Source organism: Fulvimarina manganoxydans, from assembly GCF_900176465.1.
Classification (GTDB): domain Bacteria; phylum Pseudomonadota; class Alphaproteobacteria; order Rhizobiales; family Rhizobiaceae; genus Fulvimarina; species Fulvimarina manganoxydans.
Genome location: NZ_FWXR01000010.1, coordinates 38,246 through 61,059, shown reverse-complemented (window position 1 = coordinate 61,059; position 22,814 = coordinate 38,246). Strand labels below are relative to the sequence as shown.

General features: G+C 63.4%; 22 protein-coding genes. 13 read left to right on the top strand and 9 right to left on the bottom strand.

What is annotated here, in order from left to right; all coding sequences use genetic code 11:
* The first annotated feature begins 7 nt into the window (after nucleotides 1–7).
* The 4 genes from B9A15_RS12095 (at nucleotide 8) to B9A15_RS12080 (ending at nucleotide 3,958) form a co-directional block, all read left to right on the top strand.
* A complete protein-coding gene (locus B9A15_RS12095) occupies nucleotides 8–988 on the top strand; it encodes an ABC transporter permease (protein WP_244556935.1) in 981 nt (326 codons plus the stop codon).
* Between the two features lie 49 nt (nucleotides 989–1,037).
* Nucleotides 1,038–1,991: an ABC transporter substrate-binding protein gene (locus B9A15_RS12090; RefSeq protein WP_084410339.1), complete on the top strand. Its 954-nt coding sequence runs from the start codon at nucleotides 1,038–1,040 to the stop codon at nucleotides 1,989–1,991.
* 74 nt (nucleotides 1,992–2,065) lie between these two features.
* Complete coding sequence (locus B9A15_RS12085; RefSeq protein ID WP_210190511.1) at nucleotides 2,066–2,851, top strand: ATP-binding cassette domain-containing protein; 786 nt, start codon at nucleotides 2,066–2,068, stop codon at nucleotides 2,849–2,851.
* 120 nt (nucleotides 2,852–2,971) lie between these two features.
* Nucleotides 2,972–3,958 carry a zinc-binding alcohol dehydrogenase family protein gene (locus tag B9A15_RS12080; protein WP_084410428.1) on the top strand — a complete coding sequence of 329 codons (987 nt, stop codon included), beginning with the start codon at nucleotides 2,972–2,974 and terminating at the stop codon, nucleotides 3,956–3,958.
* Between the two features lie 98 nt (nucleotides 3,959–4,056).
* Here the strand turns inward: B9A15_RS12080 and B9A15_RS12075 are convergent, their stop codons facing one another.
* A complete protein-coding gene (locus B9A15_RS12075) occupies nucleotides 4,057–4,686 on the bottom strand; it encodes a transglutaminase-like cysteine peptidase (RefSeq protein ID WP_084410338.1) in 630 nt (209 codons plus the stop codon).
* Nucleotides 4,687–5,140: 454 nt separating this feature from the next.
* Nucleotides 5,141–5,932, bottom strand: a complete 792-nt coding sequence (locus B9A15_RS12070) for an alpha/beta hydrolase (protein WP_084410427.1) — start codon at nucleotides 5,930–5,932, stop codon at nucleotides 5,141–5,143.
* Nucleotides 5,933–6,296: 364 nt separating this feature from the next.
* On the opposite strand from B9A15_RS12070, the gene rpmI reads away from it, so the two are divergent.
* The 5 genes from rpmI (at nucleotide 6,297) to pheT (ending at nucleotide 11,072) form a co-directional block, all read left to right on the top strand.
* Nucleotides 6,297–6,497, top strand: coding sequence for a 50S ribosomal protein L35 (rpmI, locus tag B9A15_RS12065; protein WP_084410426.1), 201 nt, complete (start codon nucleotides 6,297–6,299; stop codon nucleotides 6,495–6,497).
* Between the two features lie 42 nt (nucleotides 6,498–6,539).
* Nucleotides 6,540–6,959 (top strand): 50S ribosomal protein L20, encoded by a 420-nt coding sequence (gene rplT, locus B9A15_RS12060; RefSeq protein ID WP_084410337.1) that lies wholly within the window; start codon nucleotides 6,540–6,542, stop codon nucleotides 6,957–6,959.
* 162 nt (nucleotides 6,960–7,121) lie between these two features.
* On the top strand, nucleotides 7,122–8,207 hold the full coding sequence (gene pheS / locus B9A15_RS12055; protein ID WP_084410336.1) for a phenylalanine--tRNA ligase subunit alpha: 1,086 nt from the start codon (nucleotides 7,122–7,124) through the stop codon (nucleotides 8,205–8,207).
* A complete protein-coding gene (locus B9A15_RS23850) occupies nucleotides 8,204–8,608 on the top strand; it encodes a GFA family protein (RefSeq protein ID WP_084410335.1) in 405 nt (134 codons plus the stop codon). Before pheS ends, B9A15_RS23850 begins: the two co-directional genes overlap by 4 nt.
* A 49-nt stretch (nucleotides 8,609–8,657) precedes the next feature.
* Nucleotides 8,658–11,072 (top strand): phenylalanine--tRNA ligase subunit beta, encoded by a 2,415-nt coding sequence (gene pheT / locus B9A15_RS12045; RefSeq protein WP_084410334.1) that lies wholly within the window; start codon nucleotides 8,658–8,660, stop codon nucleotides 11,070–11,072.
* Nucleotides 11,073–11,453: 381 nt separating this feature from the next.
* Here pheT and B9A15_RS12040 read toward each other — a convergent pair whose 3' ends face one another.
* The 3 genes from B9A15_RS12040 to gshB all read right to left on the bottom strand — a co-directional run bounded on the left by B9A15_RS12040 (nucleotide 11,454) and on the right by gshB (nucleotide 14,950).
* Nucleotides 11,454–12,986 carry a YifB family Mg chelatase-like AAA ATPase gene (locus B9A15_RS12040; protein ID WP_084410333.1) on the bottom strand — a complete coding sequence of 511 codons (1,533 nt, stop codon included), beginning with the start codon at nucleotides 12,984–12,986 and terminating at the stop codon, nucleotides 11,454–11,456.
* Between the two features lie 224 nt (nucleotides 12,987–13,210).
* Nucleotides 13,211–13,858, bottom strand: coding sequence for an SH3 domain-containing protein (locus tag B9A15_RS12035; protein ID WP_084410332.1), 648 nt, complete (start codon nucleotides 13,856–13,858; stop codon nucleotides 13,211–13,213).
* 153 nt (nucleotides 13,859–14,011) lie between these two features.
* The gene (gshB, locus tag B9A15_RS12030; RefSeq protein ID WP_084410331.1) at nucleotides 14,012–14,950 is read right to left on the bottom strand and encodes a glutathione synthase; all 939 of its coding nucleotides are present in this window, start codon (nucleotides 14,948–14,950) and stop codon (nucleotides 14,012–14,014) included.
* 580 nt (nucleotides 14,951–15,530) lie between these two features.
* Here gshB and B9A15_RS12025 point away from each other — a divergent pair.
* Complete coding sequence (locus B9A15_RS12025; RefSeq protein ID WP_170923278.1) at nucleotides 15,531–15,872, top strand: nitrate- and nitrite sensing domain-containing protein; 342 nt, start codon at nucleotides 15,531–15,533, stop codon at nucleotides 15,870–15,872.
* 169 nt (nucleotides 15,873–16,041) lie between these two features.
* Here the strand turns inward: B9A15_RS12025 and B9A15_RS12020 are convergent, their stop codons facing one another.
* The 3 genes from B9A15_RS12020 to B9A15_RS12010 form a co-directional block, all read right to left on the bottom strand.
* Nucleotides 16,042–17,061, bottom strand: a complete 1,020-nt coding sequence (locus B9A15_RS12020; RefSeq protein WP_084410329.1) for a glucokinase — start codon at nucleotides 17,059–17,061, stop codon at nucleotides 16,042–16,044.
* A gap of 126 nt (nucleotides 17,062–17,187) precedes the next feature.
* Nucleotides 17,188–18,189, bottom strand: coding sequence for a penicillin-insensitive murein endopeptidase (gene mepA / locus B9A15_RS12015; protein ID WP_084410328.1), 1,002 nt, complete (start codon nucleotides 18,187–18,189; stop codon nucleotides 17,188–17,190).
* 215 nt (nucleotides 18,190–18,404) lie between these two features.
* The gene (locus tag B9A15_RS12010) at nucleotides 18,405–19,403 is read right to left on the bottom strand and encodes an adenosine kinase (RefSeq protein ID WP_084410327.1); all 999 of its coding nucleotides are present in this window, start codon (nucleotides 19,401–19,403) and stop codon (nucleotides 18,405–18,407) included.
* Nucleotides 19,404–19,547: 144 nt separating this feature from the next.
* Between B9A15_RS12010 and B9A15_RS12005 the strand changes: the two genes are divergently transcribed.
* Nucleotides 19,548–20,309, top strand: a complete 762-nt coding sequence (locus B9A15_RS12005) for a sulfate transporter family protein (RefSeq protein ID WP_084410425.1) — start codon at nucleotides 19,548–19,550, stop codon at nucleotides 20,307–20,309.
* On the opposite strand, the gene nth is transcribed toward B9A15_RS12005, so the two are convergent.
* A complete protein-coding gene (gene nth / locus B9A15_RS12000; protein WP_084410424.1) occupies nucleotides 20,266–21,096 on the bottom strand; it encodes an endonuclease III in 831 nt (276 codons plus the stop codon). The genes B9A15_RS12005 and nth overlap by 44 nt on opposite strands.
* A 25-nt stretch (nucleotides 21,097–21,121) precedes the next feature.
* Here nth and B9A15_RS11995 point away from each other — a divergent pair, with 25 nt between their 5' ends.
* Together B9A15_RS11995 and B9A15_RS11990 are read left to right on the top strand one after the other, a co-directional pair.
* The gene (locus B9A15_RS11995; protein WP_084410326.1) at nucleotides 21,122–21,640 is read left to right on the top strand and encodes a DUF2244 domain-containing protein; all 519 of its coding nucleotides are present in this window, start codon (nucleotides 21,122–21,124) and stop codon (nucleotides 21,638–21,640) included.
* A 120-nt stretch (nucleotides 21,641–21,760) separates the two neighbouring features.
* The gene (locus B9A15_RS11990; protein WP_084410325.1) at nucleotides 21,761–22,702 is read left to right on the top strand and encodes a methylated-DNA--[protein]-cysteine S-methyltransferase; all 942 of its coding nucleotides are present in this window, start codon (nucleotides 21,761–21,763) and stop codon (nucleotides 22,700–22,702) included.
* Nucleotides 22,703–22,814: the final 112 nt, after the last annotated feature.

The window sequence follows — 22,814 nt, the reverse complement described above, 5'->3', positions numbered from 1 at the left end:
GTCGGGGATGATCCCCGCCGGCGTGTCGCTGCATCGCCTGTCCGCTCTCCTGACGCTCTGTCTGTTGATCGCCGGCTTCGCGCTGTCGAGCCCGGCCTTTTTCTCGATCAATAACGGGCTGACCATTCTCCTTCAGACCTCGGTCATCGGCTTGCTCGGTATCGGCATGACGCTCGTCATCGTCACCGGCGGGATCGATCTGTCGGTGGGCTCTGTGCTCGCTCTGTCCGGCGTCGTCTCGGCCATGGCGGTCAAGGCTGGCGTGCCGGTCGTGCCCGCCATGGGGGCCGGCGTCGCGGCGGGTGCCGCCTGCGGCGCCTTCAACGGCCTCGTCATCACCAAGCTGCGCATTCCGCCCTTCGTCGCAACGCTCGGCATGATGCTGATCGCGCGGGGTCTGGCGCTTCAACTGACCGGCGCGATTCCGATCTCCGGCCTTGGCGAGGCGTTCGGCCTCCTGGGCAACGGGGCGCTCTTCCGCGTCGTCGAGATGCGCCCGAACGGTTTTCCCAATGTCATCTTCCCCGGCATTCCCTATCCGGCGATCCTGCTTCTGATCGTTGCCGTCGCCGTCGCCTATCTTTTGCGGCGCCGCCAGATCGGCCGCCACATCTTCGCGACGGGCTCGAACGAGGAGGCGGCGCGCCTGTCGGGGGTGCGCGTCGATCGCACCAAGCTTTATGCCTATACGATGTCCGGCGCGCTGGCCGGTCTTGCGGGCAATGTCCTTATGTCGCGCCTCATCACCGCCCAGCCGAGCGAGGGCGTCATGGCCGAGCTCGACGCGATCGCCGCCGCCGTCATCGGCGGCGCCTCGCTCTCGGGCGGTGTGGGGACGATTTCAGGCACGATGATCGGTGCCTTCATCATCGGCATCCTGCGAAACGGCCTCAATATGGCGGGGGTCTCCGCCTTCATTCAGCAGATCGTCATCGGCTTCGTCGTCATCGGCGCAGTCTGGATCGACCAGATCCGCAACCGTCCTTGAGGAGGGGACGGTCCATCGTCAGTCAGTCGAAAGTGGAGGAGATAAAGGCATGAACATCGTGAAACAGGGTCTTGCGGCATCGCTGATCGCGCTCGCATGTGCTGGGGCCGGCGCGAGCGCCGCCCAAGCGGGCGAGATCGCGGTTATCGTGAAGACCACGAATTCGAACTTCTGGCAGAACGTCAACAAAGGCGCCAAGGCCGCGATCGAAGGCCAGTCCGAGCATACGATGAGCTTCGACGGCCCGGCCGCCGAAAGCGCCATCGCCGACGAGGTCAATCTGGTCGAGAACGCGATCAATCGCGGCGTCGCCGGCATCGTGCTCGCCCCGTCCGACCCGGACGCTCTCGCTCCGGTGGTCAAGCGCGCTTACGAGAGCGGCATCCCCGTCGTCATCATCGACAGCGCTCTGGCCGACAGCGCCAAGGGCACCTATCAGGCCTTCCTGTCGACCGATAATTGCGCCGCCGGCGAGGAAGTCGCCAAGCGGATGATCGAAGAGGCTGGCGACAGCGGCAAGGTCGCGGTCATGTCCTATGTGGCGGGCGTCGGTTCGGAGATCGGGCGCGTCGGCTGCTTCAGCGATTATCTGAAGAATAACTCCAAGCTCGAAATCGTCGGGCCCTATTACTCCCAGAGCCAGATGGCGACCGCCCTCAATCAGACGACGGACGTTCTGTCCGCCAATCCCGACCTCGTCGGCATCTTCGGCGCCAATGAGCCGACGGCGGTCGGCATGGGCCGCGCCATTGTCCAGGCCGGCAAGGCCGGCCAGATGACCGCGATCGGCTTCGACGGCAATCAGGACCTTCAGCAATTCGTGCGCGACGGCGTCCTCGACGCCATCGCCGTCCAGGGCTCCTTCGCCATGGGCGAGAAGGGCGTCGACACCGTGATCAAGCTGATCAACGGCGAAAAGGTCGACGACTTCATCAATACAGGTGTCGTGATCGTCGATAAGGACAATATCGACAGCCCCGAGGCCCAGAACGTTCTTTACTGATCCTTAAAGGACGAGGCCGGGGGCGGATGTCTCCGCTTCCGGCCATCCGTCAACCGAACGAAGGCTAGAGGTTCATGAGTGCAGCGCCGCTGGTCGAGATGATCGGCATCGAGAAGCATTTTGGCGGCATCCGCGCCGTCGACGGCGTCTCCATCGATCTTCATCGAGGCGAGGTCGTCGGACTGCTCGGTCACAACGGCGCCGGCAAATCCTGCCTCATGCGCATTCTGTCGGGCGCCATGGCGCCCAGCGGGGGCGAGATCCGCATCATGGGCGAGCCGGTCTCTTTCACCGAGCCGAACGATGCCCGCGAAGCCGGCATCGAGACGATCTATCAGACGCTTGCGCTTGCCGATCATCTCGATGCGCCGGCCAATCTCTTTCTCGGCCGTGAATTGAAGACCCGCTTCGGCAATCTCGACGATCGCGCCATGCTCAAGGCCGCGCGCGAGGTGCTGGCGCGTCTCAATCCGAATTTCAAGAATCTCGGCGATCCGGTCTCGAGCCTATCCGGCGGCCAGCGCCAAGTGATCGCGATCGCCCGGGCGATCTATTTCGACACCAAGGTCCTCATCATGGACGAGCCGACCGCCGCGCTCGGGCCCTCCGAAACCGCGATGGTCGCAGGGCTGATCAAGGAATTGCGGGCCGAGGGCATCGGCATTTTCCTCGTCAGCCACGACATGCACGACGTCTTCGAACTCTGCGACCGGGTGGTCGTGATGAACAAGGGCCGGCTCGTCGGCTCCCATGCGATCGACGAAGTGACCAAGGACGATGTGCTCAGCCTGATCGTCAAGGGTGAATTGCCGGCGGACTGGTCGGCGCGCAATCTGACACAAGCGGCCCAGCATGCTTGACGCGTCGGGCCGCTGAAGCGTTCGAGCGCCACACGGGCTCAAGATCAATGGCCACCGATGAAGGCGGGTGCCCGTCGAGATGGCGGATGTCCCAGCATGAGAGACTTCGATATGGATAAGATGGCCTGTGGCCTCTGCGTCGAGCCGGGGCATTTCACCCTGGAAGAACGTCCTGTGCCGAGCGAAGCGCCGGATGGTTGGGTGCTGGTCGACATCGCGGCAGTCGGCCTTTGCGGCACTGATTACCATATCTTCGAGGGCAAGCATCCCTTCCTCGCCTATCCCAGAGTGATCGGCCATGAACTCTCCGGCCATATCGTGAACGGGCCGGATGCCGGGGAGTTGGTCGTGATCAACCCTTATCTTTCCTGCGGCACCTGTCGGGCCTGCCGGCGGGGCAAGCCCAATTGCTGCACGGCGATCGAGGTCTTGGGCGTCCATCGTGACGGCGGCATGTGCAAGCGGATCGCGGTGCCGCGGGCCAATCTTTACCCGGCGACGGGTCTTACCGCCCAGCAGGCCGCCATGGTCGAATTCCTGGCGATCGGCGCCCATGCCGTGGCCCGCTCGGGCGTTGGGGAGGGCGATCTCGTTCTCGTCGCCGGGGCGGGTCCCATCGGCCTCGGCACGGCGCTCTTTGCAAGGCTCGCCGGCGCGAAGGTGCATCTTCTCGATCGCAGCGCCGCCCGCCTCGCTTTGATGGCCGACAAATTCGGCTTCACCGACACCCATCGCGTCGGCGAGGACATCCTCACCGGCGAAGCGGCGGAGGGTTTCGACGCCGTCTTCGACGCGACCGGCAACGCGACCGCCATCGAAGCCGGGTTTCCGCTGGTTGCCCATGGCGGCAGCACGATCCTCGTCTCGGTCGTCAAGGACGACATCACCTTCAAGGATTCCGAATTCCACAAACGCGAATCCCGCATCATCGGCTCGCGCAACGCTCTGGCCGAGGACTTTCAGCGGGTGATGCAGGCGATCCGCGACGGCCATGTCCCGACCGACGCCATCGCCTCCGAGATCGTCCCCCTCTCCGAGCTTCCCAACCGTTTCGCTTCGCTGGTCGAAGATCGCGAGCATCTCATCAAAGTCCTTGTCTCACCCTGACGCGTGACGCGGAGAGGTTGCATAATGGTTCCGAATACATCATGCGGCAAAACAAAGATTTAGAGCGAAATGGCGATCCCGATTTTTCGCTCCTCGCTCTAGCGCCCGACTGAGCTGACCAGCGGATCGCCATAGGTTTCCACCAGCCGCCATTGGGCCGGATCGGTGGAACTCTGCCGCTTGATGTAGCGATAGCTCGTCTCGCGCCAGGGCCGAATGCGCCAATCGAGATTGTCGAGAATGAAGTCGCCTTGATCGGAGCGCAGGGTGAGCACCGCGTGGCCGGTTCCGTCGAGCTTTTTGACGACGGTGATCAGCAGATTGGCCGCATCCACGCCCATCGCCATCAACTCCCGGCGCTTTTCCAGGACATAATCCTCGCAGTCGCCATATCCCGAAGCGGGAAAGGCCCAATGCTCTTCGACGCCGTAAAGCTCCTGATCGGAGCGCGCGACGATCGCACCGTTCACCCGTGTATTGAGCGCGGCGATCGCGACGATAATCGAGGTCGAGAGGGGCTGCGGCGGTTCGGATGGCGATCGAAGTGGTGCCGGCTTCACGCATTCATTCGGATGATCCTGGCAGAAGCCAAGATGGCCGATCGGTGGGCGGGATAGGCCCCCAATAGGCATCCATCGACTCGCCTGTTCAGCCTTTGCCATGCCGATGGTGATCGCCATCGAAAGGCAAAGAAAACCCATGGCGCCGAATGCGCGAAGTGTCCCCATGCGTCACCCCCGTGCGCATCCCCGGATCGATGGGGCAAGCTTGCGGACGGGGTGATCAGCTGTCAACGCGGCTGCGAGCCTCGAAGTCAGGTGAGCTCAAGGCTGGGACGAAAATCTGTCACAAATGGAAGGGACGAGGCGAGGGTCAAGGCTCGAAAACCATTGTCTGTCAGGCTCTAAGCTTTCGATCACCCTGTCTGCGACAAAAATGTGACAGATGCCGCGCTTCGATGAGGCGGTGGCGCAGCGGCTCCCTCATGCTCTTTTCGGTTCGGACGGATTGCACATGCTCGTGGCAGTGTGCCTTTCCCAAGGGCGCGCGACTGCCGCATGAGGCAGCAATCGGCCCTGTCCGTGATCACGATGTTTCGCAGAAATGTTCACGATGGCCGCGACTTGCCACGCCCGCCGGGCTCCGGGCTTCTCGATAGCGCTTGCGCAGCCGGGAATGTCGTCACTGAGCGATATCCGCGACGAGATTGCGCAAGATTCGCTCGATGAGCGCGAGATCCTGAGGCCGCGACAGACGATGATCTCCATCGCGCACCAGGGTCATTGTCACATTCGTTTGAGGCAAGCAGTCCATCAATTCGAGCGCATGGGTGTAGGGCACGTCCGGATCGGCCATGCCTTGGATGATCGCGGTCGGGCAGCCGGTCTCGATCAGTCCCGTCATGACCTGGCTGGCTTTGCCGTCCTCGAAGAGAGCGCGGGTATAGATGTTCGGGTCCGTCGAATAGTCCGATGGCTCTTCAAGCCGCCCATTGGTTTCGATCGCCTCCCAATCGGCCGGGCTCAGGCGCGGGCGCATCAGCTTTTCGGTGAAGTCCGGCGCCGGGGCGAGCAGCAGGAGTCCGGCGACCGAGAAGGGAAGGTCGCCCCGGCGGGCCGCCGCCACGAGCCGCAAGGCGATCCAGGCGCCCATTGATGAGCCGACGAGGATGACGGATTTGGCGCCCATCGCGGCGATGACCTCGCCCGCCTCTTCGGTCCATCGTGAGATCGTTCCCGCTTCGAACGCGCCGCCCGATTCCCCGTGACCCGAGTAATCGAGCCTCAAGAAGGATTGGTCGAGATCGGATGCGATGCGAAGGCAATGCTCGGCCTTTGTGCCGCGCATGTCCGAGCGATAGCCGCCCAGCCAGACAATGGTGGGCGCGCGCCCTGACCGGGATCGATAGGCGATGACCCTTGCTGCCTCGCCGCGTCCCACCGTGATGTCGTGACCGTCGTCGAGCGTCGGCATCGTCATGTTTGTCCTCCATGCGTCGCAAACTCGGTCCGATCGCAGATCCTGCGTGAAAGCAGTCCTTGTGGAACAAGCCGAGTTGGCGGACGGATATCAAAGAACGGTCGCATGAGCCATTTAACGGAAGTCCGGCGCTCACGGTCCTATCCCAATGCGGGACGCTGGTGAGTTTACGGCTTGCAACTTGGGCCCGAGAGGGTTAGAGAGACCGCCGTTGTATTGAGCCGTCCGGCAGGGCATGCCGAGGCGGCTCTCAATGCTTTCGCGACGCGTCGGCATGACAAGAGGCGGCCCGATCCTCGGTGAAGGAGCGGTCGCTTTCGGGTCGGTGCGGTCTGGCGAACCTGACCAGGAGAGCAAAATGCCCAAGATGAAGACCAAGTCGAGCGCCAAGAAGCGCTTCCGCATGACGGCGACCGGCCGTGTGAAGGCACAGCCGGCCGGCAAGCGTCACGGCATGATCAAACGCTCCAACGACTTCATTCGCGACGCACGTGGCACGATGATTCTGTCGAAGCCCGACGAGCGGATCGTCAAGACCTACATGCCCTACGACCGCTGAGCGGCGTCTGAGGCAAGAGCTAAGAATTACGGAGATTAGATCATGGCACGCGTGAAGCGGGGCGTGACGTCCCATGCCAAGCACAAGAAAGTTCTGAAGCAGGCCAAGGGTTTCTACGGCCGTCGCAAGAACACCATCCGCGCGGCGAAGGCCGCCGTCGATCGCTCGAAGCAGTATGCGACGCGCGACCGCCGCGTGAAGAAGCGGAATTTCCGCGCTCTCTGGATCCAGCGCATCAATGCCGCGGTCCGCGAGCACGGCCTGACCTATGGCCGCTTCATCGATGGCCTGAATAAGGCCGGTATCGAGGTCGACCGCAAGGTTCTCTCCGACATCGCGATCCACGAGCCGGAGGCCTTCGCGGCGCTCTGCACGGAAGCGAAGTCGGCGCTCGCCTATCTCAAGGAGAGCGAGTTTGCGGGCGCCTATGAGCGTGCCGTCGGCGAGAAGGCCGCGGCCTGAGCCGCATTGTAGCCTCGGCTGTGAAACGACCGAGCCCTGCGGCCCCGCCGCAGGGCTCTTTCTTTTGGTCGGAGCGTCCCGTTCTTCCCTCTCGTCCGTCGATCGGGTAACGAGGCGCGAAAAGAGCCGGCGGGGCCGGCGCGACGAATTCTGGAGTGACGCGTGAGCGAGACCGAAACGCTGAAGGCCGAGCTGATCGAGAGGATCGAGGCGGCCGAGACCGAGGCGGCCCTCGAAGAGATCCGCATCGCAGAGCTTGGCAAGAAGGGCCGCATCTCCGATCTCCTGAAAGGGCTCGGCAAGATGAGCCCGGACGAGCGCCGCGAGGCGGGGCCGCGACTGAACGGGCTGCGCGATGCCGTTCAGACGGCGATTTCCGCGCGCCGCGAGGCTCTGGCGAATGCCGCCATCGAAGCCCGGCTGAAAGCCGAAACGGTCGACGTCACGCTCCCCGTCCGCAGCTCGCCGGCCTCGCGCGGCCGGATTCACCCGATCAGCCAGGTCATCGACGAGATCACGGCGATCTTCGCGGATATGGGCTTCTCCATCGCCGAAGGGCCGGATATCGAGACCGACTACTACAACTTCACGGCACTGAACTTCCCCGAGGGGCATCCGGCGCGGGAGATGCACGACACCTTCTTCCTGCAGCCCGATGCCAAAGGTGAGCGCAAGGTGCTGCGCACCCACACCTCGCCCGTCCAGATCCGGACGATGGAATCCCAGACCCCGCCGATCCGCATCGTCATTCCCGGCAAGACCTACCGTCAGGATTCCGACGCCACCCACTCGCCGATGTTCCATCAGGTCGAGGGGCTGGTCGTCGATAAGACGGCCAATATCGCCCATATGAAATGGGTCCTGTCCGAATTCTGCCGCGCCTTTTTCGAAGTCGACAGCGTGACCATGCGCTTTCGGCCGTCCTTCTTTCCGTTCACGGAACCGTCCATGGAGGTCGACATCCAGTGCGATCGCTCGAAGCCCGGCGAGGTCCGCTTCGGCGAGGGCACCGATTGGATGGAGATCCTCGGTTGCGGCATGGTCCACCCGAACGTGCTTCGCGCCGGTGGTCTCGATCCCGATGTCTATCAGGGCTTTGCCTGGGGCATGGGGATCGATCGCATCGCCATGTTGAAATACGGCATGCCGGATCTGCGCGCCTTTTTCGATGCCGATATCCGTTGGGTCGAGCATTACGGCTTCCGCCCCCTCGACGTGCCCACCCTGTTTGGCGGTCTCAGCCAATGAGCGATCTGACCGGACGATGTCGGTGCGGCCGGGTCTCCCTGCGGGCGCGCGCCGCGCCCCTCTCGGTTCGCGCCTGTCATTGCGGAGATTGCCGCAAGGCGACGGGCGCGCCGTATTCGGTCTTTCTAGAATTCGCGCTTCAGACCCTCCACTGGGAGCAAGAGCCGTCTGGCGTCTCTTGCCGGGGAGTCACTCGGAGGCGCTTCTGTCAGAACTGTGGCTCTCCGGTGGACTATCGCGACGATCGATTGCCAGGCCAAACCTATGTGCTCCTCGGAATGATGGACGAGCCGGAGCTTTTCGAGGCGAGCGATCATGCTTTTACGCATGAGGCCTTGCCGGATGTGACGATCCCGGAAGGCAAGCGACGACATCCCGCATTTTCTGTCGAGCGCCCGTGACCCGAAACGCGCTGGTAGCGCCTAAGACCCTTAACAAGGACGTTTTCAAGTGAAGTTCACCCTTTCCTGGCTGAAAGATCACCTCGAAACGGATGCAAGCCTCGAGGAGATCGTCGAACGGCTGACGTCGATCGGTCTCGAAGTCGAGAGTGTCGACGATCGCACGGTTTTCGCGCCCTTCCGGATCGCCAAGGTGTTGAGCGCGGAGCGCCACCCGGATGCCGACAAGCTGCAGGTCCTCTCGGTCGATGCCGGGCCCGAGGTGAATGGGGGCAAGCCGCTCCAGGTCGTCTGCGGCGCGCCGAACGCCCGGGCCGGCATGATCGGCGTTTTGGGCCAGCCGGGCGATTACGTGCCGGGGCTGGATACGACGCTCGGCGTCGGCAAGATTCGCGGCGTCGAGTCCTTCGGCATGATGTGTTCGGAACGCGAATTGGAGCTGTCGGATGCCCATGAGGGTATCATCGATCTGCCGGCCGACGCGCCCGTGGGCGAGCGCTTTGCCGACTATGCCGATCTCATCGATCCGGTTATCGAGATCAATCTGACACCCAACCATCCGGAGGCGACCGGGGTCGCCGGCATTGCCTTCGATCTGGCCGCCTCCGGCCTCGGCAAGGTGAAGACGCCCGCGATCGATCGGATCGAAGGCAAGGGTCCGTGCCCGGTCGCTGTTCGTGTCGAGAGCCCAGTCTGTCTCGGCTTCGGCCTCCGGCTCGTCTCCGGCGTCTCCAATGGCCCGTCGCCCGATTGGATGCAGAAGCGTTTGAAGGCGATCGGCCTTCGCCCGATCAACGCCCTGGTCGACATCACCAATTACGTTACCTTCGATCGTGGTCGACCTCTGCATGTCTTCGACGCCGACAAGGTCTCGGGATCGCTTGTCGTTCGGCAGGGGAAGGACGGCGAAGAAATTCTTGGTCTCGATGGCCGTGTGCATGCGCTTTCCGATGCGATCTGCGTGATTGCGGACGACAAAGGCGTCGAGTCGATCGGCGGCATCATGGGCGGCGAGGTCTCCGGCTGTGACGAGACGACGACCAATGTGCTGATCGAATCCGCCTTGTGGGACGCACTGTCGATCGCCAAGGCGGGCCGCTCCCTCGGGATCGTCACCGATGCCCGCTATCGCTTCGAACGCGGGGTCGATCCGGCATCGCTCGAGCCCGGCCTCGACATTGCAACGCGGATGGTCCTCGATCTCTGCGGCGGCGAGCCGAGCGAGCGTATTCTCGAAGCGGTCAAGCCGATCGAGCGCAAGGTCGTCGAATTCCCTTATTCCGAGGTCAAGCGCCTGACCTCGCTGGAGGTCGAGAAGGAAAGGCAGCTCGATCTGCTCCGCGCCCTCGGCTTCGAAGCCGTCGATCAAGGCGGACACGCCAGCGTCACCGTGCCGAGCTGGCGACCCGATGTCGACGGAAAGGCTGATCTCGTCGAGGAGGTCATGCGCCTGTCCGGCGTCGACACGATCGAACCGCAGCCCCTGCCGACGATGGGCGCGGTCAATGGCCGTATCCTGACGACGCCGCAAATTCGCGATCGTGCCGCGCGCCGGGCGCTTGCCGCGCGGGGCATGGCGGAAGCGGTGACCTACACCTTCATTCCCCATGAGCATGCGGCAGCCTTCGGCGGCGGCGGCGACAATCTGCGTCTCGAAAATCCGATCGCGGCCGACATGTCGGATATGCGCCCGTCCCTGATTCCTGGGCTCGTCTCTGCGCTCGCGCGCAATGCGGCCCGTGGGTATGGCGACGTTGCGATGTTCGAGGTGGCGGCGATCTATCAGGGCGATGGTCCCGAAGATCAGAAGCGGGTCGCCGGCGGCGTCCGACGTGGAACGGCGGGTCTGGAAGGGCCTGGGCGGAACTGGAGCGGCAATGCCCAGCCGGTCGGTGTGTTCGATGCCAAGGCCGATGCCATTGCGGCGCTCGAAGCGGCGGGCGCGCCTGTCGATCGTCTGATGATCGAGACGCCGGCAAGCGAGTGGTATCACCCCGGGCGCTCTGGCCGGATCAAGCTCGGACCGAAAGTGGTGCTCGCGGAGTTCGGCGAACTTCATCCGAAAATCTTGAAAGCGCTCGATGCGAGCGGCCCACATGCCGCTTTCGAGGTTTTCCTCGACGCCATCCCCGAGCCCAAGCGCAAGGCGACGCGGACGAAGCCGGTTCTGGCGATCTCGCCCTTCCAGCCTTTGCGCAGGGATTTCGCCTTTGTCGTCGAGGACGGGATCGAGGCGCTGAAACTCATCCGCGCGGCCGAAGGCGCCGACAAGAAGCTGGTGAAGGAAGTGCGCGTCTTCGACGTCTTTGCCGGCGGGGCGTTGGGCGAAGGGCGAAAGTCGGTGGCGCTCGAGGTGCTGCTGGCGCCTAGCGAGCGGACGCTGACCGAAGAGGATCTCGAAGCAGTGTCCGCGAAGGTCGTCGCTGCCGTCGAGAAAGCGACCGGCGGAACGCTTCGCAGCTAAATCCTCGGCAAGCCCACCAAGCATCGCGTTGAAGATCGCGGTGAGCCATTCGATGATGGCCGCCGGACCTCGTTTGAAAAGCGATGCGATCGATGTGCTCGGTCGTCTGAATGCATCGCTGCCTGAGGTCGGCACTGGGTGGCTCCCTTCTTGGGCGGCCGCAAGGACAAAACGAACCACTCCACCCCGCCGAATTGTCAGAAGGCAGGTTGTGGGTCGGGTATCTTCTTGATCGTAGTGGCGAGCAGCTTCAGCTTTGTTGAAAACCGCGCGGCGGACTTAGAGCGAAATGCTACAAATCGGAATCGCGAGTTCTCTCTAAGTGTTTGCTTTGCCGAATGATGTGATCCGAAAAGTCGTGCAATTTTTCGGCATCATGCTCTAAGCCGCCGCTGGCATGCGCTCGCCGGCGACCCGATAGGATATGGCTTCGGCGAGATGGATGCGGCGGACCATATCCGAGCCGTCAAGGTCGGCGAGGGTGCGCGCGACCTTCAGAATTCGATGATAGGCGCGGGCTGAGAACTTCATTTTCTCCGCGGCATCCGACAAGAGGCGGCTTCCGCCTTCGTCAGGTGCTGCGACGGTCTCCACCAAAGCGGAGGAGCATTGGGCGTTGTTGGTCTCCGGTGGAAAACCGAGAGCGGCATATCGCTCGGCCTGCATTCGTCTTGCTTCCACGACACGCGCGCGAACCGTCTCGGAGGTTTCCCCCGTTTGCGGGCGGATGAGGTCGGCGGCGGTCACCGCCGGCACATCGACCCTGAGATCGATCCGGTCGAGAAGCGGCCCGGAAATGCGGGCCTGATAATCGGCTGCGCATCGCGCGCCCCTGGCACAGACATGGCCCGGTTCGCCCGCCATCCCGCAGCGGCAGGGGTTCATGGCCGCGATCAGCTGCATGCGCGCTGGATAGGAGACGCGATGATTGGCGCGGGCGATCACGCTCTCGCCGCTCTCGAGCGGCTGGCGCAGGGAATCGAGAACGACGGGGGAGAATTCCGGAAATTCGTCGAGGAACAGAACGCCGCGATGGGCAAGAGATACCTCGCCGGGCCGGGCTCTGATGCCGCCCCCAACCATCGCGGCCATGGATGCGGAATGGTGGGGCGCGCGAAAGGGGCGGCGGTCGGAAAGCTTGCCGCCGGACAATTCGCCGGCGATCGAGGCGATCATCGAGACTTCGAGGAGCTCGTGCGGGCTCAGAGGCGGCAGGATCGAGGGAAGGCGCTGCGCGAGCATCGACTTGCCGGAGCCAGGAGGGCCGACCATCAAGAGATTGTGGCCGCCTGCGGCGGCGATTTCCAAGGCGCGCTTGGCGAGGATCTGGCCCTTGATCTCCGACAAGTCCGGCTGATTGGCCGGCGCTGTGCGAACCGCCGGCTCCGGTCGTGCGATGATCTGGGTGCCGCGAAAATGATTGGCGATCTGAACGAGGCTGCGCGCCGCGACGATCGTCATGTCGCCGCTGGCCCAGGCTGCTTCCGAGCCGCAATCGGCCGGGCAGATCAGGCCGAGCCCGATGGCGTTGGCGCCCATGGCAGCGGGCAGAACGCCGTTCACCGGCGTGATCGCTCCATCCAGTGAAAGCTCCCCGAGAACCATGAAATCTGAAAGGGCATCGGCCGGGACCGCGCCGAGCGCCGCCATTAGCCCCAGCGCGATCGGTAGGTCGTAATGGCTGCCTTCCTTCGGCAGATCCGCCGGGGCGAGATTCACCGTGACGCGTTTGGGCGGCATCGAGAGGCCTGAGGCGTGAAGCGCGGCATGGACACGTTCACGACTCTCCGCAACGGCTTTATCCGGCAGGCCAACGATCTGAATGCCCATCTTGCCCGGCGCGACCATGACCTGCACGTCCACCGGAATGGCTTCGATGCCTTGAAAGGCAACCGTTTTGACTCGCGCGACCATGGCGGCAACCTTTGTTTTCGGGCTCGGCCAGACGGATGATGCGATCAACTTCGCTATTCAAAGTAAGCATGTTTGCGCGAATAAAACAAGAACAAACGAGAACAAAGCCTAGATATCTGAAAAGACGAGTGTTTCGGAGAAGCGCTCCGCTCCGGGAGCGCGAGGAACAAACGAAAACGCCGCCCGAGAAAGGCGGCGTTGTTCAAGCAATTCTGATCCTGCGCTCAGTCGACGCGGTAGAGCGGAACCACCGGCTCTTCGACCGCAGGTCCCCGGCGTCCGTAATCGCCCCCGCGCCGATCCCAGTCTCGATCGCGCCGACCGTCGTGATCGCGCCAGCGATCTCGGTCACGAAACCGATCCCGATCGTAGTCGCGGTCGTAGCGGGCGTCGCGCCTATCATGCCGGCGATCCCAGCGCTCGTCCCGCCGGTCCCAGCGATCGTCTCGGCGATGATCGCGCCAATCCGGGTCGCGGTCGTAGCGGGCGCGATCGCGATAGAAGTCGCGGCTACGATAATGGTCGCCCCAATAGCCGCCGAGCGAGAAGGTGATCACGGGCGCCTCGATGACCTCGACGGCGCGGGTGCCCTCATAGCGATAGCGCGGCCCCTGATAGGCCAGATAGTTGGAGGACATCCATCCGCGTGCCCCGCCATAGGAGACGTCGCACCAGGAGCGGGTTTGAAGGCAGCCGAAGACGCGTACCGGATCGCCATCGCGGACGACATCGACTGCGGGATAGGACGTCGAAGGCCCAGCCCGAAGATTGACATCGGTCGTGGCGAACGCCTTGGACGAGGCGTGGGCAAGGCTCGTGGCAAGGCCGATACCGGTCGTCGCCGCGAGGATCAAGGTCAGCATGCGCTTCATGGGACGCCCTCCGAGGCTTCTCGTTTGATATGCCCTTGATACGGCGAGATTGCCAAACGGTTCCCGAATGAGGGCGTTATCTGCTGTTCATGAAGCCGCGCACCAGGCCTTATCCGAAGGAGCCAGCCGCCCGCGTCTTGACGGCTCGCCGGGTTAGAGCCGCCTCTCGATCGCATCCCACAAGAGCGCGGCGATATCGTTGCCGCCGAAGCGCTTGACCTCCCGGATGCCGGTTGGCGAGGTCACGTTGATCTCGGTCAGAAGATCGCCGATGACGTCGATCCCGACGAAGATCAGGCCCTGCTCTTTGAGCGTCGGGCCGATCCGTTCGCAGATTTCCCGCTCGCGCGGTGTCAACTCGGTCGGCTCGGCGCGCCCGCCCACATGCATGTTGGAGCGCGCATCGGTGTCTGAGGGCACGCGGTTGATCGCGCCGGCAAATTCGCCGTCGATCAGGATGATGCGCTTGTCGCCCTTGCGCACATTCGGAAGATAGCGCTGGACGATGAATGGCTCGCGGAAGAGGAGGGCAAAGGTTTCCAGAAACGAGGTCAGATTGCGATCGTCGCGCGTGATGTGGAAGACCCCGGCGCCGCCATTGCCATAGAGCGGCTTCATGACGATCTCGCCGAATTCGGCGCGGAACGCGGCCACCTCTTCGGGGTCTTTCGTGATCAGCGTCTCCGGCATCAGATCCGGAAAGTCGGTGACGAAGATCTTTTCCGGCGCGTTGCGCACCGAGGTCGGATCGTTGACCACCAGCGTCTTGGGATGGATCCGGTCCAGAATATGGGTCGAGGTGATATAGGCCATGTCGAAGGGCGGGTCCTGGCGCAACAGGACGACGTCCATCTCGGCCAGATCGATCTTCTCCGTCGGTCCCAAGGTGAAGTGATTGCCTTCTTCCTCGCGCAGGATCATCGGCTCGGCGCGCGCCGTCGCCCGTCCGTCGCGCAGCGACAGGCGATCGGGCGTGTAATGGAAGAGTTCGTGTCCCCGCGCCTGGGCTTCCATCGCGATGGCGAAAGTGGAATCGCCCTTGATGGTGATGGAGGAGACATGATCCATCTGGACCGCGACTTTGAGACCCATCGCATTTCCTTATCGGCTTGGGACGTATTCGACGACGGTGGTAGCGCCGGCTCGCGGCACTGGCAATGGCACAGAGACATCCGCCAGGGCAGCTGAGCACCGGCGAGCGCTCGCCCACTTTGACGAACTCTTTCGTTGAAGACGGTTTCAATTGGCCAGGGATGCAACCGTCAAAAGCCAGCTAAAGAAGTCGCTATGTGCATGGCTGACGAAACGGACAGTGAATTCATCGAAATCTAGGAACGTGCGGCACTCTTGCCTTGTACGGTGCCGAGCGACAGAGGCGCTGGCTTGGCTGCCGGCTTCAGACATTCAGCACAAGGCGTTAGTTCGGGTTTCATCACAATGCGCTTCGATCAAGTTTCCATACGCTCACGCCTTCTTCTCTGTGTCGTTTTGCCTTTGGCAAGTTCCCGTCTTCTGAGTCTCCTATGGCTGGATATCTATGTCGGTCGCCATGACCAAATGGAAGAGCTCGTTGCGCGCACGCAAAGCATGCGGTTGGCAAGCGATCTAATCGATGGGCTTCAGGCAGAGCGCGGGACGACGGCTGGATTCATCGGCTCCAAAGGGCCAGAAGATGGTCAGCGAGATGGCGGCCGCGCGTGAGATGAGCGATGGAGCCATCGCCCGGTTCATGGCGAGCGAAACCGCCCATGGCGCTGATCTGGACGTCCGACATGCGCAGATCGAGGCGGTAATCGGCCAGATCGGTGATATCCGAAGCCAGATCGACGCGCTGACGCTTCCCGGCGGCGAGGCCTTTTCCTATTTTACCAATGCGATCGCGATGACGACGGATCTGTCCGATCGGCTCGGCCTCGGCGTTCGCGAGATGGAATTGTCGAACCGTCTTGTCGCTTATTCCGATCTGCTTGCGGCGAAGGAATTTGCCGGTCGCCGCATTCCGATTGTCCATTGATCATCGCACGGCGCATATGCGGCGCGCCGCCTGATCCATCAAAAGGCCTGCCGGTACTAGAGCATGATGCCGAAAGATTGCACGACTTTTCGGAGAAGATCATGCGGCAAAACAAAGAGTTAGAGCGAAATCGCGAGTCCGATTGATCGCATTTCGCTCTAGGACGCAGTCAGGCCGTCCAATGCCGCCCGGTTGTCTCCAAGCCGAAGAAGCGGGGCGAGCGGGCGAAGGCTGCAAGGCCGGTGAGCGCCGCCAGCGGTTCGGTGACGATATAGAGTGGGATCTCCTTCATCAGCTCCGAATGCGGCGCCTTGTCCTCGAAGCCTTCCCGTAGCATTTCGGGCTTCAGCATTGGGAGGAGGCGCTGGAAGATGCCGCCGGCGATATAAACGCCGCCGCGCGCCATGAAGACGAGAGCGAGATCGCCGGCCAGGCGCCCCAGATAGGTCGAAAAGAGCGTCACGGCCTCGCGGGATGGAGCATCGTCCTCGCTTGTCGCCCCCTGGGTGATCTTGGCCGGTTCGTCATGAACCGGTTCGAGCCCGTCCGTCCGGCAAATCGCCCGGTAGAGATTGACGAGGCCACGGCCGCACAGGATTTGTTCGCCCGAAACGCGGCCCTCGATCGTTTTCAGATGCGGCCAGATGGCGAGATCGCGCGCGGTGCGCGGCCCGATATCCACATGGCCGCCTTCGCCGGCGACGGGAATCCACATATTACGAGCGCGCACGAGACCGGCAACGCCGAGGCCGGTGCCTGGCCCGAGCACGGCGCGGCTCGCGCCCTCGCGCTGAACGCCGCCGCCGACCGCCATGCGTGCGTCGTCGGGAAGGGCGGAGATCGCCAGCGCCTGCGCCTCGAAATCGTTGATCGCAATGATCTCTTCCAGGCCGAGCGTCTGGATCATCTGACGCGGCCGCAAGACCCAGGGGCAGTTGGTCAGATCGATCTCATCCCCGTCGATCGGACCGGCCAGGGCAAGCACCGCGCTCTTGGGCTGCACCGACGTGCGATCGAGCACCGCCGTCTGAATCGCCTCGTCGATCGTCTCGAAATCGGCCGTCTTCACATTCTCGAACATCTTCGGCTCGGCGAAGGCATCCTTCAAGATCGCGAAGCGCGCATTGGTGCCGCCGATGTCTCCGATCAGGATGGGGAACTTGAGTACCGTCTGCGCCTCTCGTGACATCGCCGATGATCCGTTTTCAATCGATTGAAGATCTGCCGTCCCCTCTAGTCGAAGGTAAGAGGGAAGGCAAAGCGAAGCTTGTGTCCAATCCCTATAGCGCCCTGGCTGCCAAGGACAGCCCCGACCTTATCGATAGGGCCGGAAGCGGGGCAGGGGAACCGTGGCCGGCGCGGCGTAGCTCTTCGAATAGGTGGAAGCGGCCGGGCGTCCGGTCTCGGTCGAGACCGTCAGCCCGCTCTGTGCCCGTGCCGGGGCTGCCAGCACCGAGCGGCACTGGCGGGGCAGGTCGGCGAGCGTCAGAGGCGGCTTCGGCTTGGGCGGCTTTGCGTCGGGTGGCGGTGGCTGAAGCGCTACATTGAACCACCAGTCGAGCTTGTCGCAGCCGTCGCCCGAGCCCGTCGATCGCTGTGATTCGCAATTGGGCGATGCCGGCTGGCAGACGAGCCGGACATGGAAATGCTCGTGATGGCCGTAATAGGGGCGAACCTTGTTCAGCCAGGCGCGGTTGCCGCGCGTCGTCTCGCAGAGCTTCTTCTTGATGCCCGGATGAACGAAGATGCGCTCGACCTTCGGATCGCTCGCCGCCAGTTGCAGGACATCGCGATAGCTGTCGTTCCAGATCCGGTCGTCGACGGTCAGCCCGCCCTTTTTCAGAACGGAGCGAAACGGGAAGTCCTCGCGGGCGCGCTCGCTGAGCCGCTGGCGGGGCATGGGCTGGAACCAGACATCGGCATCGAGGCCGATCTGATGGGAGGAATGACCGAAGGGCATTGGGCCGCCCCGCGCCATGGAAAGGTCGCCGATGAGGAGGCCGGGCCAGATGCCACGGCGCTGGACGGCCGTTGCCAGACGCTCGACAAAGGCGACCAGCTCGGGATGACCCCAGCGGCGATCGCGCGACAGACGCATGGCCTGCCAGGCCTGGCCGTCCGCGGGAAGCTGAGCGGCCCCGGCGAGACAGCCATGGGAATAAAAGCCGATGCTTTCGGGACGCGCGGCCGATGCCGTGTGCTGGGCGCCGAAGAGCTCCTTGGCCGGTGTCTGCGCATTCGCCGCGCCGGCCATTGCGAGACAGAGGCCGAATACGCTGCCGGCAAGGGCGCTCCAGGCAGTTTTCTTCCGATCCATGGCCAAGTCCCCTTGCGCACCCGTCACACTCATCGCTCGGCCGGACGCTAGGCTAAACCCGTGACGCGGAGCTTGCCGTCTGGACAAGGCTCTCGGCCCGGGTGCACCCGCTTTGTCGTCCGACGGCGCCGTGTTTGACGCCGCGCTGCGTCGAAAGCATGACGGAGATCTCAAGGCCCGGGCGAGCAATCAAGATCGCCCGGTGCTCTCAGTCCTCAACCGAGAAGCGGCTTGATCGCTTCCAAATCCTTCAGCGGCGTCTGGGGGCGGGGGCCCATTTGTGCGATGATATGGCCGGCCGCTTCCACGCCAAGCTGGGCGCAGAGCTGAAGTGAATATCCCGCCGTCAAGCCGCGCAGAAAGCCGCTGGCAAAGACGTCGCCGGCGCCGGTCGTGTCCATCACGGTTTCGACGACGCTGGCGGGAACGACGAGCCGCGTATCCTTTTCGACGACAATGCAGCCCTTTTCGCTGCGCGTGACGACGGCAAGGCGCGGGGCGTCCTCGGCGAGGTTGGCGATGGCCGTGTCGAGATTGTCGGTTTCGTAGAGCGACAGCGCCTCGGTCTCGTTGGCAAAGACGATATCGACCTTGCCGGAGCGCAGGAGATCGAGAAACTCCTCACGATAGCGATGGACGCAGAAATCGTCGGACAGGGTCATGGCGACGAGACGTCCGGCCTCATGGGCGATATTGGCCGCCTTGACGATCGCCTCCTTGGCCCGGGGCGGATCCCACAGATAGCCCTCGAAATAGGTGACCTTGGAGGCCTTGACGATTTCCGCGTCGATATCCTCGGGGCCGAGCTCCACGCAGGCGCCGAGATAGGTGTTCATGGAGCGCTCGCCGTCGGGCGTTACCAGGATCATCGAACGCGCCGTTGGCGGATGGCCTTCGAGCGGGGCCGTGTCATAGGCGACACCGACGGCGCGGATATCGTGCGCGAAAATCGTGCCGAGCTGGTCGGCGGAGACCTTGCCGAAATAGGCGCCCGTGCCGCCGAGGCTGACGAGGCCCGCCACGGTGTTGGCCGCGCTGCCGCCGGAGGTCTCGATGGCCGGGCCCATCGCGCCGTAGAGCTCCTCGGCGCGCTCCGTGTCGATCAGTGTCATGCCGCTCTTCTGGATATTGTTGTCCGTCAGAAACGCGTCGTCGCAGCGCGCGATGACGTCGACAATGGCATTGCCGATGGCGAGGAGGTCGTATTCGGCCATGTCGGTCCTTCTTGTGGATGGATGCTTTTCGCGCTCACCTAACGCGCGAAGCCTGCGAAAGCCAGACGAACGGCGTTGCGAGAGCAAATGAGCGCCCATATCTCAACCGGATCGGCGATGAAGCGGCAGAGGCTTGAGACGACCATGATCTTCACCAGCGCGCGTCTGGCTTTGGCGGACGTCTTCTCCCCGCCCTTCCGCGCAACGCTCTGGAAAACGCTCGGTCTGACGCTTCTCGTTCTGATTGGGCTCTGGTTCGGCATCGACGTGCTTTTCGAATGGCTGGCGCTGCCCTTCCTCACCGACCTGATGCCGGACATGCCGCAATGGGTCGATCAGGCCGGGACCCTCGCCGGCTGGGCCGCCGGGCTCGCCCTTGCCGTGGGGCTCGCTTTCCTCATCGGCCCGATCAGCGCCATCATCGCCGGGCTGTTTCTCGACGATGCGGCCGCCCTGGTCGAGCGCGGCTCCTATCCGAAGGCGCCGGACGGGCAGGAAATGCCGGTCCTACGAAGCATCGTTCTATCGGTGAAATTCTTCGGTGTCGTTCTTCTCGGCAATCTCTTCGCCCTGTTTCTGCTCCTGATACCGGGCGTCAATCTGATCGCCTTCTTCATGGTCAACGGTTATCTGCTCGGCCGGGAATATTTCGAATTCGCGGCCCTGCGATACCGCAGCGAGGCGGATGCCAAGGCGATGCGGGCGAAGCATTCCGGCACGGTTTTTGCCGCCGGCCTCGTGATCGCCGGCTTCCTCGCCATTCCGATCGTCAATCTCGCAACGCCGCTCTTTGCCGCCGCCTTCATGGTTCATCTGCATCAGCGCATATCGGCCAAGACCGGGAGCCTGCCTGATCCCAGATTCAGGACGCGGGCGGCTGTGGAAGGCGCGCGGGCAGCTCGATGAGCTCGGCCGGCACCGCATTCGTCTTCTCGTCCGCGTGGCAGAGATCGGCGATGACGCAGGCCCCGCAATCGGGTTTGCGCGCCTTGCAGACATAGCGGCCATGCAGGATCAGCCAGTGATGGGCATGGCGGCGATAGGGTTGCGGGACGATTGGAAGAAGCCGTGCCTCGACCTCGTCCGGCGTCTTGCCCGGCGCGAGCTTCAGGCGGTTGCCGATCCGGAAAATGTGGGTGTCGACGGCGAGCGTCTCCTCGCCGAAGGCGACGTTCAGAACCACATTGGCGGTCTTGCGCCCTACGCCGGGCAAGGCTTCGAGCGCCGCGCGATCCCTCGGCACCTCGCCGCCATGGCGCGCGATCAGCGCCTCGGACAGCGCCAACACGTTTTTGGCCTTGTTGCGATAGAGGCCGATCGTCTTGATATGATCGCGGATCGCGTCCTCCCCCAGCGCGGCCATGGCTTCAGGCGTATCGGCGCTCGCAAAAAGCCCCCGCGTTGCCTTGTTGACGCCCGCATCCGTCGCCTGGGCCGACAGGACGACGGCGACAAGAAGCGTGAAAGGGTTCGAATGCTCGAGCTCGGATTCGGGCTCCGGGCGCTGGACCGAAAAACGCCGGAAGATCTCCGCGACCTCGTCTGGTCGATAGGGAATCTTCGGCTCGGCCTTGGCGGCTTTGCCTCGGCCCTTGGGCGCCGTCGTCTTGGAGCCTGACGTCTTTGCGCTCGCTGCGCGCGGCGATTTGCGCGCCTTGACCGCGCCGTCTTTGCTACCGATCTTCTCTGCCATCCGATCCTTATAAAGAGCGGGAGCCATGGCTGACAATTCGGCAGATGATCTGCCTGCCGATAGGGGCGAAGCGAATGCCGATCGTCCGATCTTCGAGGCGCTTCTGACGCCTTATCGATCGCTCGGGCCGAAGGGATTTACGATCACCATGGGCCTCTTCGGCGCGGTCTGCTTCGGCGCCGGCATGGTCTTCGTCGCCCAGGGCGCCTGGCCGGTCTTCGGCTTTCTCGGCCTTGATGTGCTGCTGCTCTTCTTTGCCTTCAAGCTCAGCTATCAAGCCGGCAAGGCGCGGGAGGAGATTTCCGTCTCGCGCACGGATCTCTCGATCCGCAAGATTTCACCACGCGGCCGCATTCGCGAGTCCCATCATGTGCCGAGCTGGACGAAGTTCCGCGTCTCGCGCATGGAGGAAATCGGCATCACCCGCATGGATGTCGCCTCGCGAGGACGGGTGACCGAGATCGGCGCCTTCCTCAATCTGGACGACCGCGAGAGTTTCGCCAAAGCCTTCAACGAGGCGCTCAATCAAGCGAAGAAGAGCTGATCGGGGTGCGCTCTGGCGAAGGTTGATTGGCATCTTTCGTCAAGTCCGCATTCAAGTCGAAAAAAACGGGTGGCGCCGCTCTCGGCCTTCGCCCAATCTCCGGCATGAAAGGAGACCTTCATGCTCGACATCGCTCCCTCCTCGTTCGATATATCCGCCTCCCAAGAGCCGATCGAACCGGTCGCGGTTCCCATACGCGAAGCCATGGACATGACGACCGCCGATTACGATCTCGTGCGCCTGGCGATCGAACGCATCTCCACCGATTTTCGCAGCCAGCCGACCCTGTCCGATCTGGCGCGGACCTTGTCGGTGGAGGAAGGTTTCCTTTGCGACACCTTCCGCCGCTGGTCTGGCCTTACGCCCAAGGCCTTTCTCCAGGCGATCACGCTGGACCATGCGCGCCGGCTTCTCGATGGCGGCATGCCGCTTCTCGATGCGGCTTTCGAGGTCGGTCTGTCCGGTCCCTCGCGGCTGCACGACCTCTTCGTCAAGCATGAGGCGCTGTCACCGGGCAACTACAAGGCCAAGGGGGCGGGGCTGGACCTGGCTTACGGCTATCATCCGACCCCCTTCGGCACGGCGATCGTCGTGGCGAGCGATCGCGGGCTTGCCGGGGTCGGCTTTGCCGACAAGGGAGAGGGAGGCCGGGAAGCGGCCTTTGCGGATATGCGTCGGCGCTGGCCGAAGGCCGAGTTCCGTCACGCGCCCGAGGTGACGCAGCCGCTGGCGGCGCGCGTCTTCGAGCGCGACAATTGGCGCCCCGATCGGCCGCTGCGCGTCGTCCTCATCGGAACGGATTTCGAAATCCGCGTCTGGGAGACGCTCGCCACCATCCCGCTCGGCACGGCGACCACCTATTCCGACATCGCCGAGCGCATCGGCGCCCCGAAAGCGGCACGGGCGGTCGGAGCCGCGATCGGGCGCAATCCGATCTCCTTCGTCGTCCCCTGCCACCGCGTTCTCGGCAAGGCAGGCGCGCTCACCGGCTATCATTGGGGCATCACGCGAAAGCGCGCCATGCTCGGCTGGGAGTGCGGCGTGCTCGCACGGGACGAATAGGGCAAGGGACCGTCCGTCATGACGCCTAGAGTGAAACGCGACCGGCTCGGGTCGTATGCTCACTCCGACCTCTTGTTTCTCGTCAGCCGTGATCCAGAACGTCGGCCAACTT

What these genes read in the sequence shown, in the direction of transcription:
- B9A15_RS12095 (WP_244556935.1), top strand. Translation starts at nt 8, where the DNA reads ATGATCCCCGCCGGCGTGTCGCTGCATCGCCTGTCCGCTCTCCTGACG.
- B9A15_RS12090 (WP_084410339.1), top strand. Translation starts at nt 1,038, where the DNA reads ATGAACATCGTGAAACAGGGTCTTGCGGCATCGCTGATCGCGCTCGCA.
- B9A15_RS12085 (WP_210190511.1), top strand. Translation starts at nt 2,066, where the DNA reads ATGAGTGCAGCGCCGCTGGTCGAGATGATCGGCATCGAGAAGCATTTT.
- B9A15_RS12080 (WP_084410428.1), top strand. Translation starts at nt 2,972, where the DNA reads ATGGCCTGTGGCCTCTGCGTCGAGCCGGGGCATTTCACCCTGGAAGAA.
- B9A15_RS12075 (WP_084410338.1), bottom strand. Translation starts at nt 4,686, where the DNA reads ATGGGGACACTTCGCGCATTCGGCGCCATGGGTTTTCTTTGCCTTTCG.
- B9A15_RS12070 (WP_084410427.1), bottom strand. Translation starts at nt 5,932, where the DNA reads ATGCCGACGCTCGACGACGGTCACGACATCACGGTGGGACGCGGCGAG.
- rpmI (WP_084410426.1), top strand. Translation starts at nt 6,297, where the DNA reads ATGCCCAAGATGAAGACCAAGTCGAGCGCCAAGAAGCGCTTCCGCATG.
- rplT (WP_084410337.1), top strand. Translation starts at nt 6,540, where the DNA reads ATGGCACGCGTGAAGCGGGGCGTGACGTCCCATGCCAAGCACAAGAAA.
- B9A15_RS23850 (WP_084410335.1), top strand. Translation starts at nt 8,204, where the DNA reads ATGAGCGATCTGACCGGACGATGTCGGTGCGGCCGGGTCTCCCTGCGG.
- B9A15_RS12040 (WP_084410333.1), bottom strand. Translation starts at nt 12,986, where the DNA reads ATGGTCGCGCGAGTCAAAACGGTTGCCTTTCAAGGCATCGAAGCCATT.
- B9A15_RS12035 (WP_084410332.1), bottom strand. Translation starts at nt 13,858, where the DNA reads ATGAAGCGCATGCTGACCTTGATCCTCGCGGCGACGACCGGTATCGGC.
- gshB (WP_084410331.1), bottom strand. Translation starts at nt 14,950, where the DNA reads ATGGGTCTCAAAGTCGCGGTCCAGATGGATCATGTCTCCTCCATCACC.
- B9A15_RS12025 (WP_170923278.1), top strand. Translation starts at nt 15,531, where the DNA reads ATGGTCAGCGAGATGGCGGCCGCGCGTGAGATGAGCGATGGAGCCATC.
- B9A15_RS12020 (WP_084410329.1), bottom strand. Translation starts at nt 17,061, where the DNA reads ATGTCACGAGAGGCGCAGACGGTACTCAAGTTCCCCATCCTGATCGGA.
- mepA (WP_084410328.1), bottom strand. Translation starts at nt 18,189, where the DNA reads ATGGATCGGAAGAAAACTGCCTGGAGCGCCCTTGCCGGCAGCGTATTC.
- B9A15_RS12010 (WP_084410327.1), bottom strand. Translation starts at nt 19,403, where the DNA reads ATGGCCGAATACGACCTCCTCGCCATCGGCAATGCCATTGTCGACGTC.
- B9A15_RS12005 (WP_084410425.1), top strand. Translation starts at nt 19,548, where the DNA reads ATGATCTTCACCAGCGCGCGTCTGGCTTTGGCGGACGTCTTCTCCCCG.
- nth (WP_084410424.1), bottom strand. Translation starts at nt 21,096, where the DNA reads ATGGCAGAGAAGATCGGTAGCAAAGACGGCGCGGTCAAGGCGCGCAAA.
- B9A15_RS11995 (WP_084410326.1), top strand. Translation starts at nt 21,122, where the DNA reads ATGGCTGACAATTCGGCAGATGATCTGCCTGCCGATAGGGGCGAAGCG.
- B9A15_RS11990 (WP_084410325.1), top strand. Translation starts at nt 21,761, where the DNA reads ATGCTCGACATCGCTCCCTCCTCGTTCGATATATCCGCCTCCCAAGAG.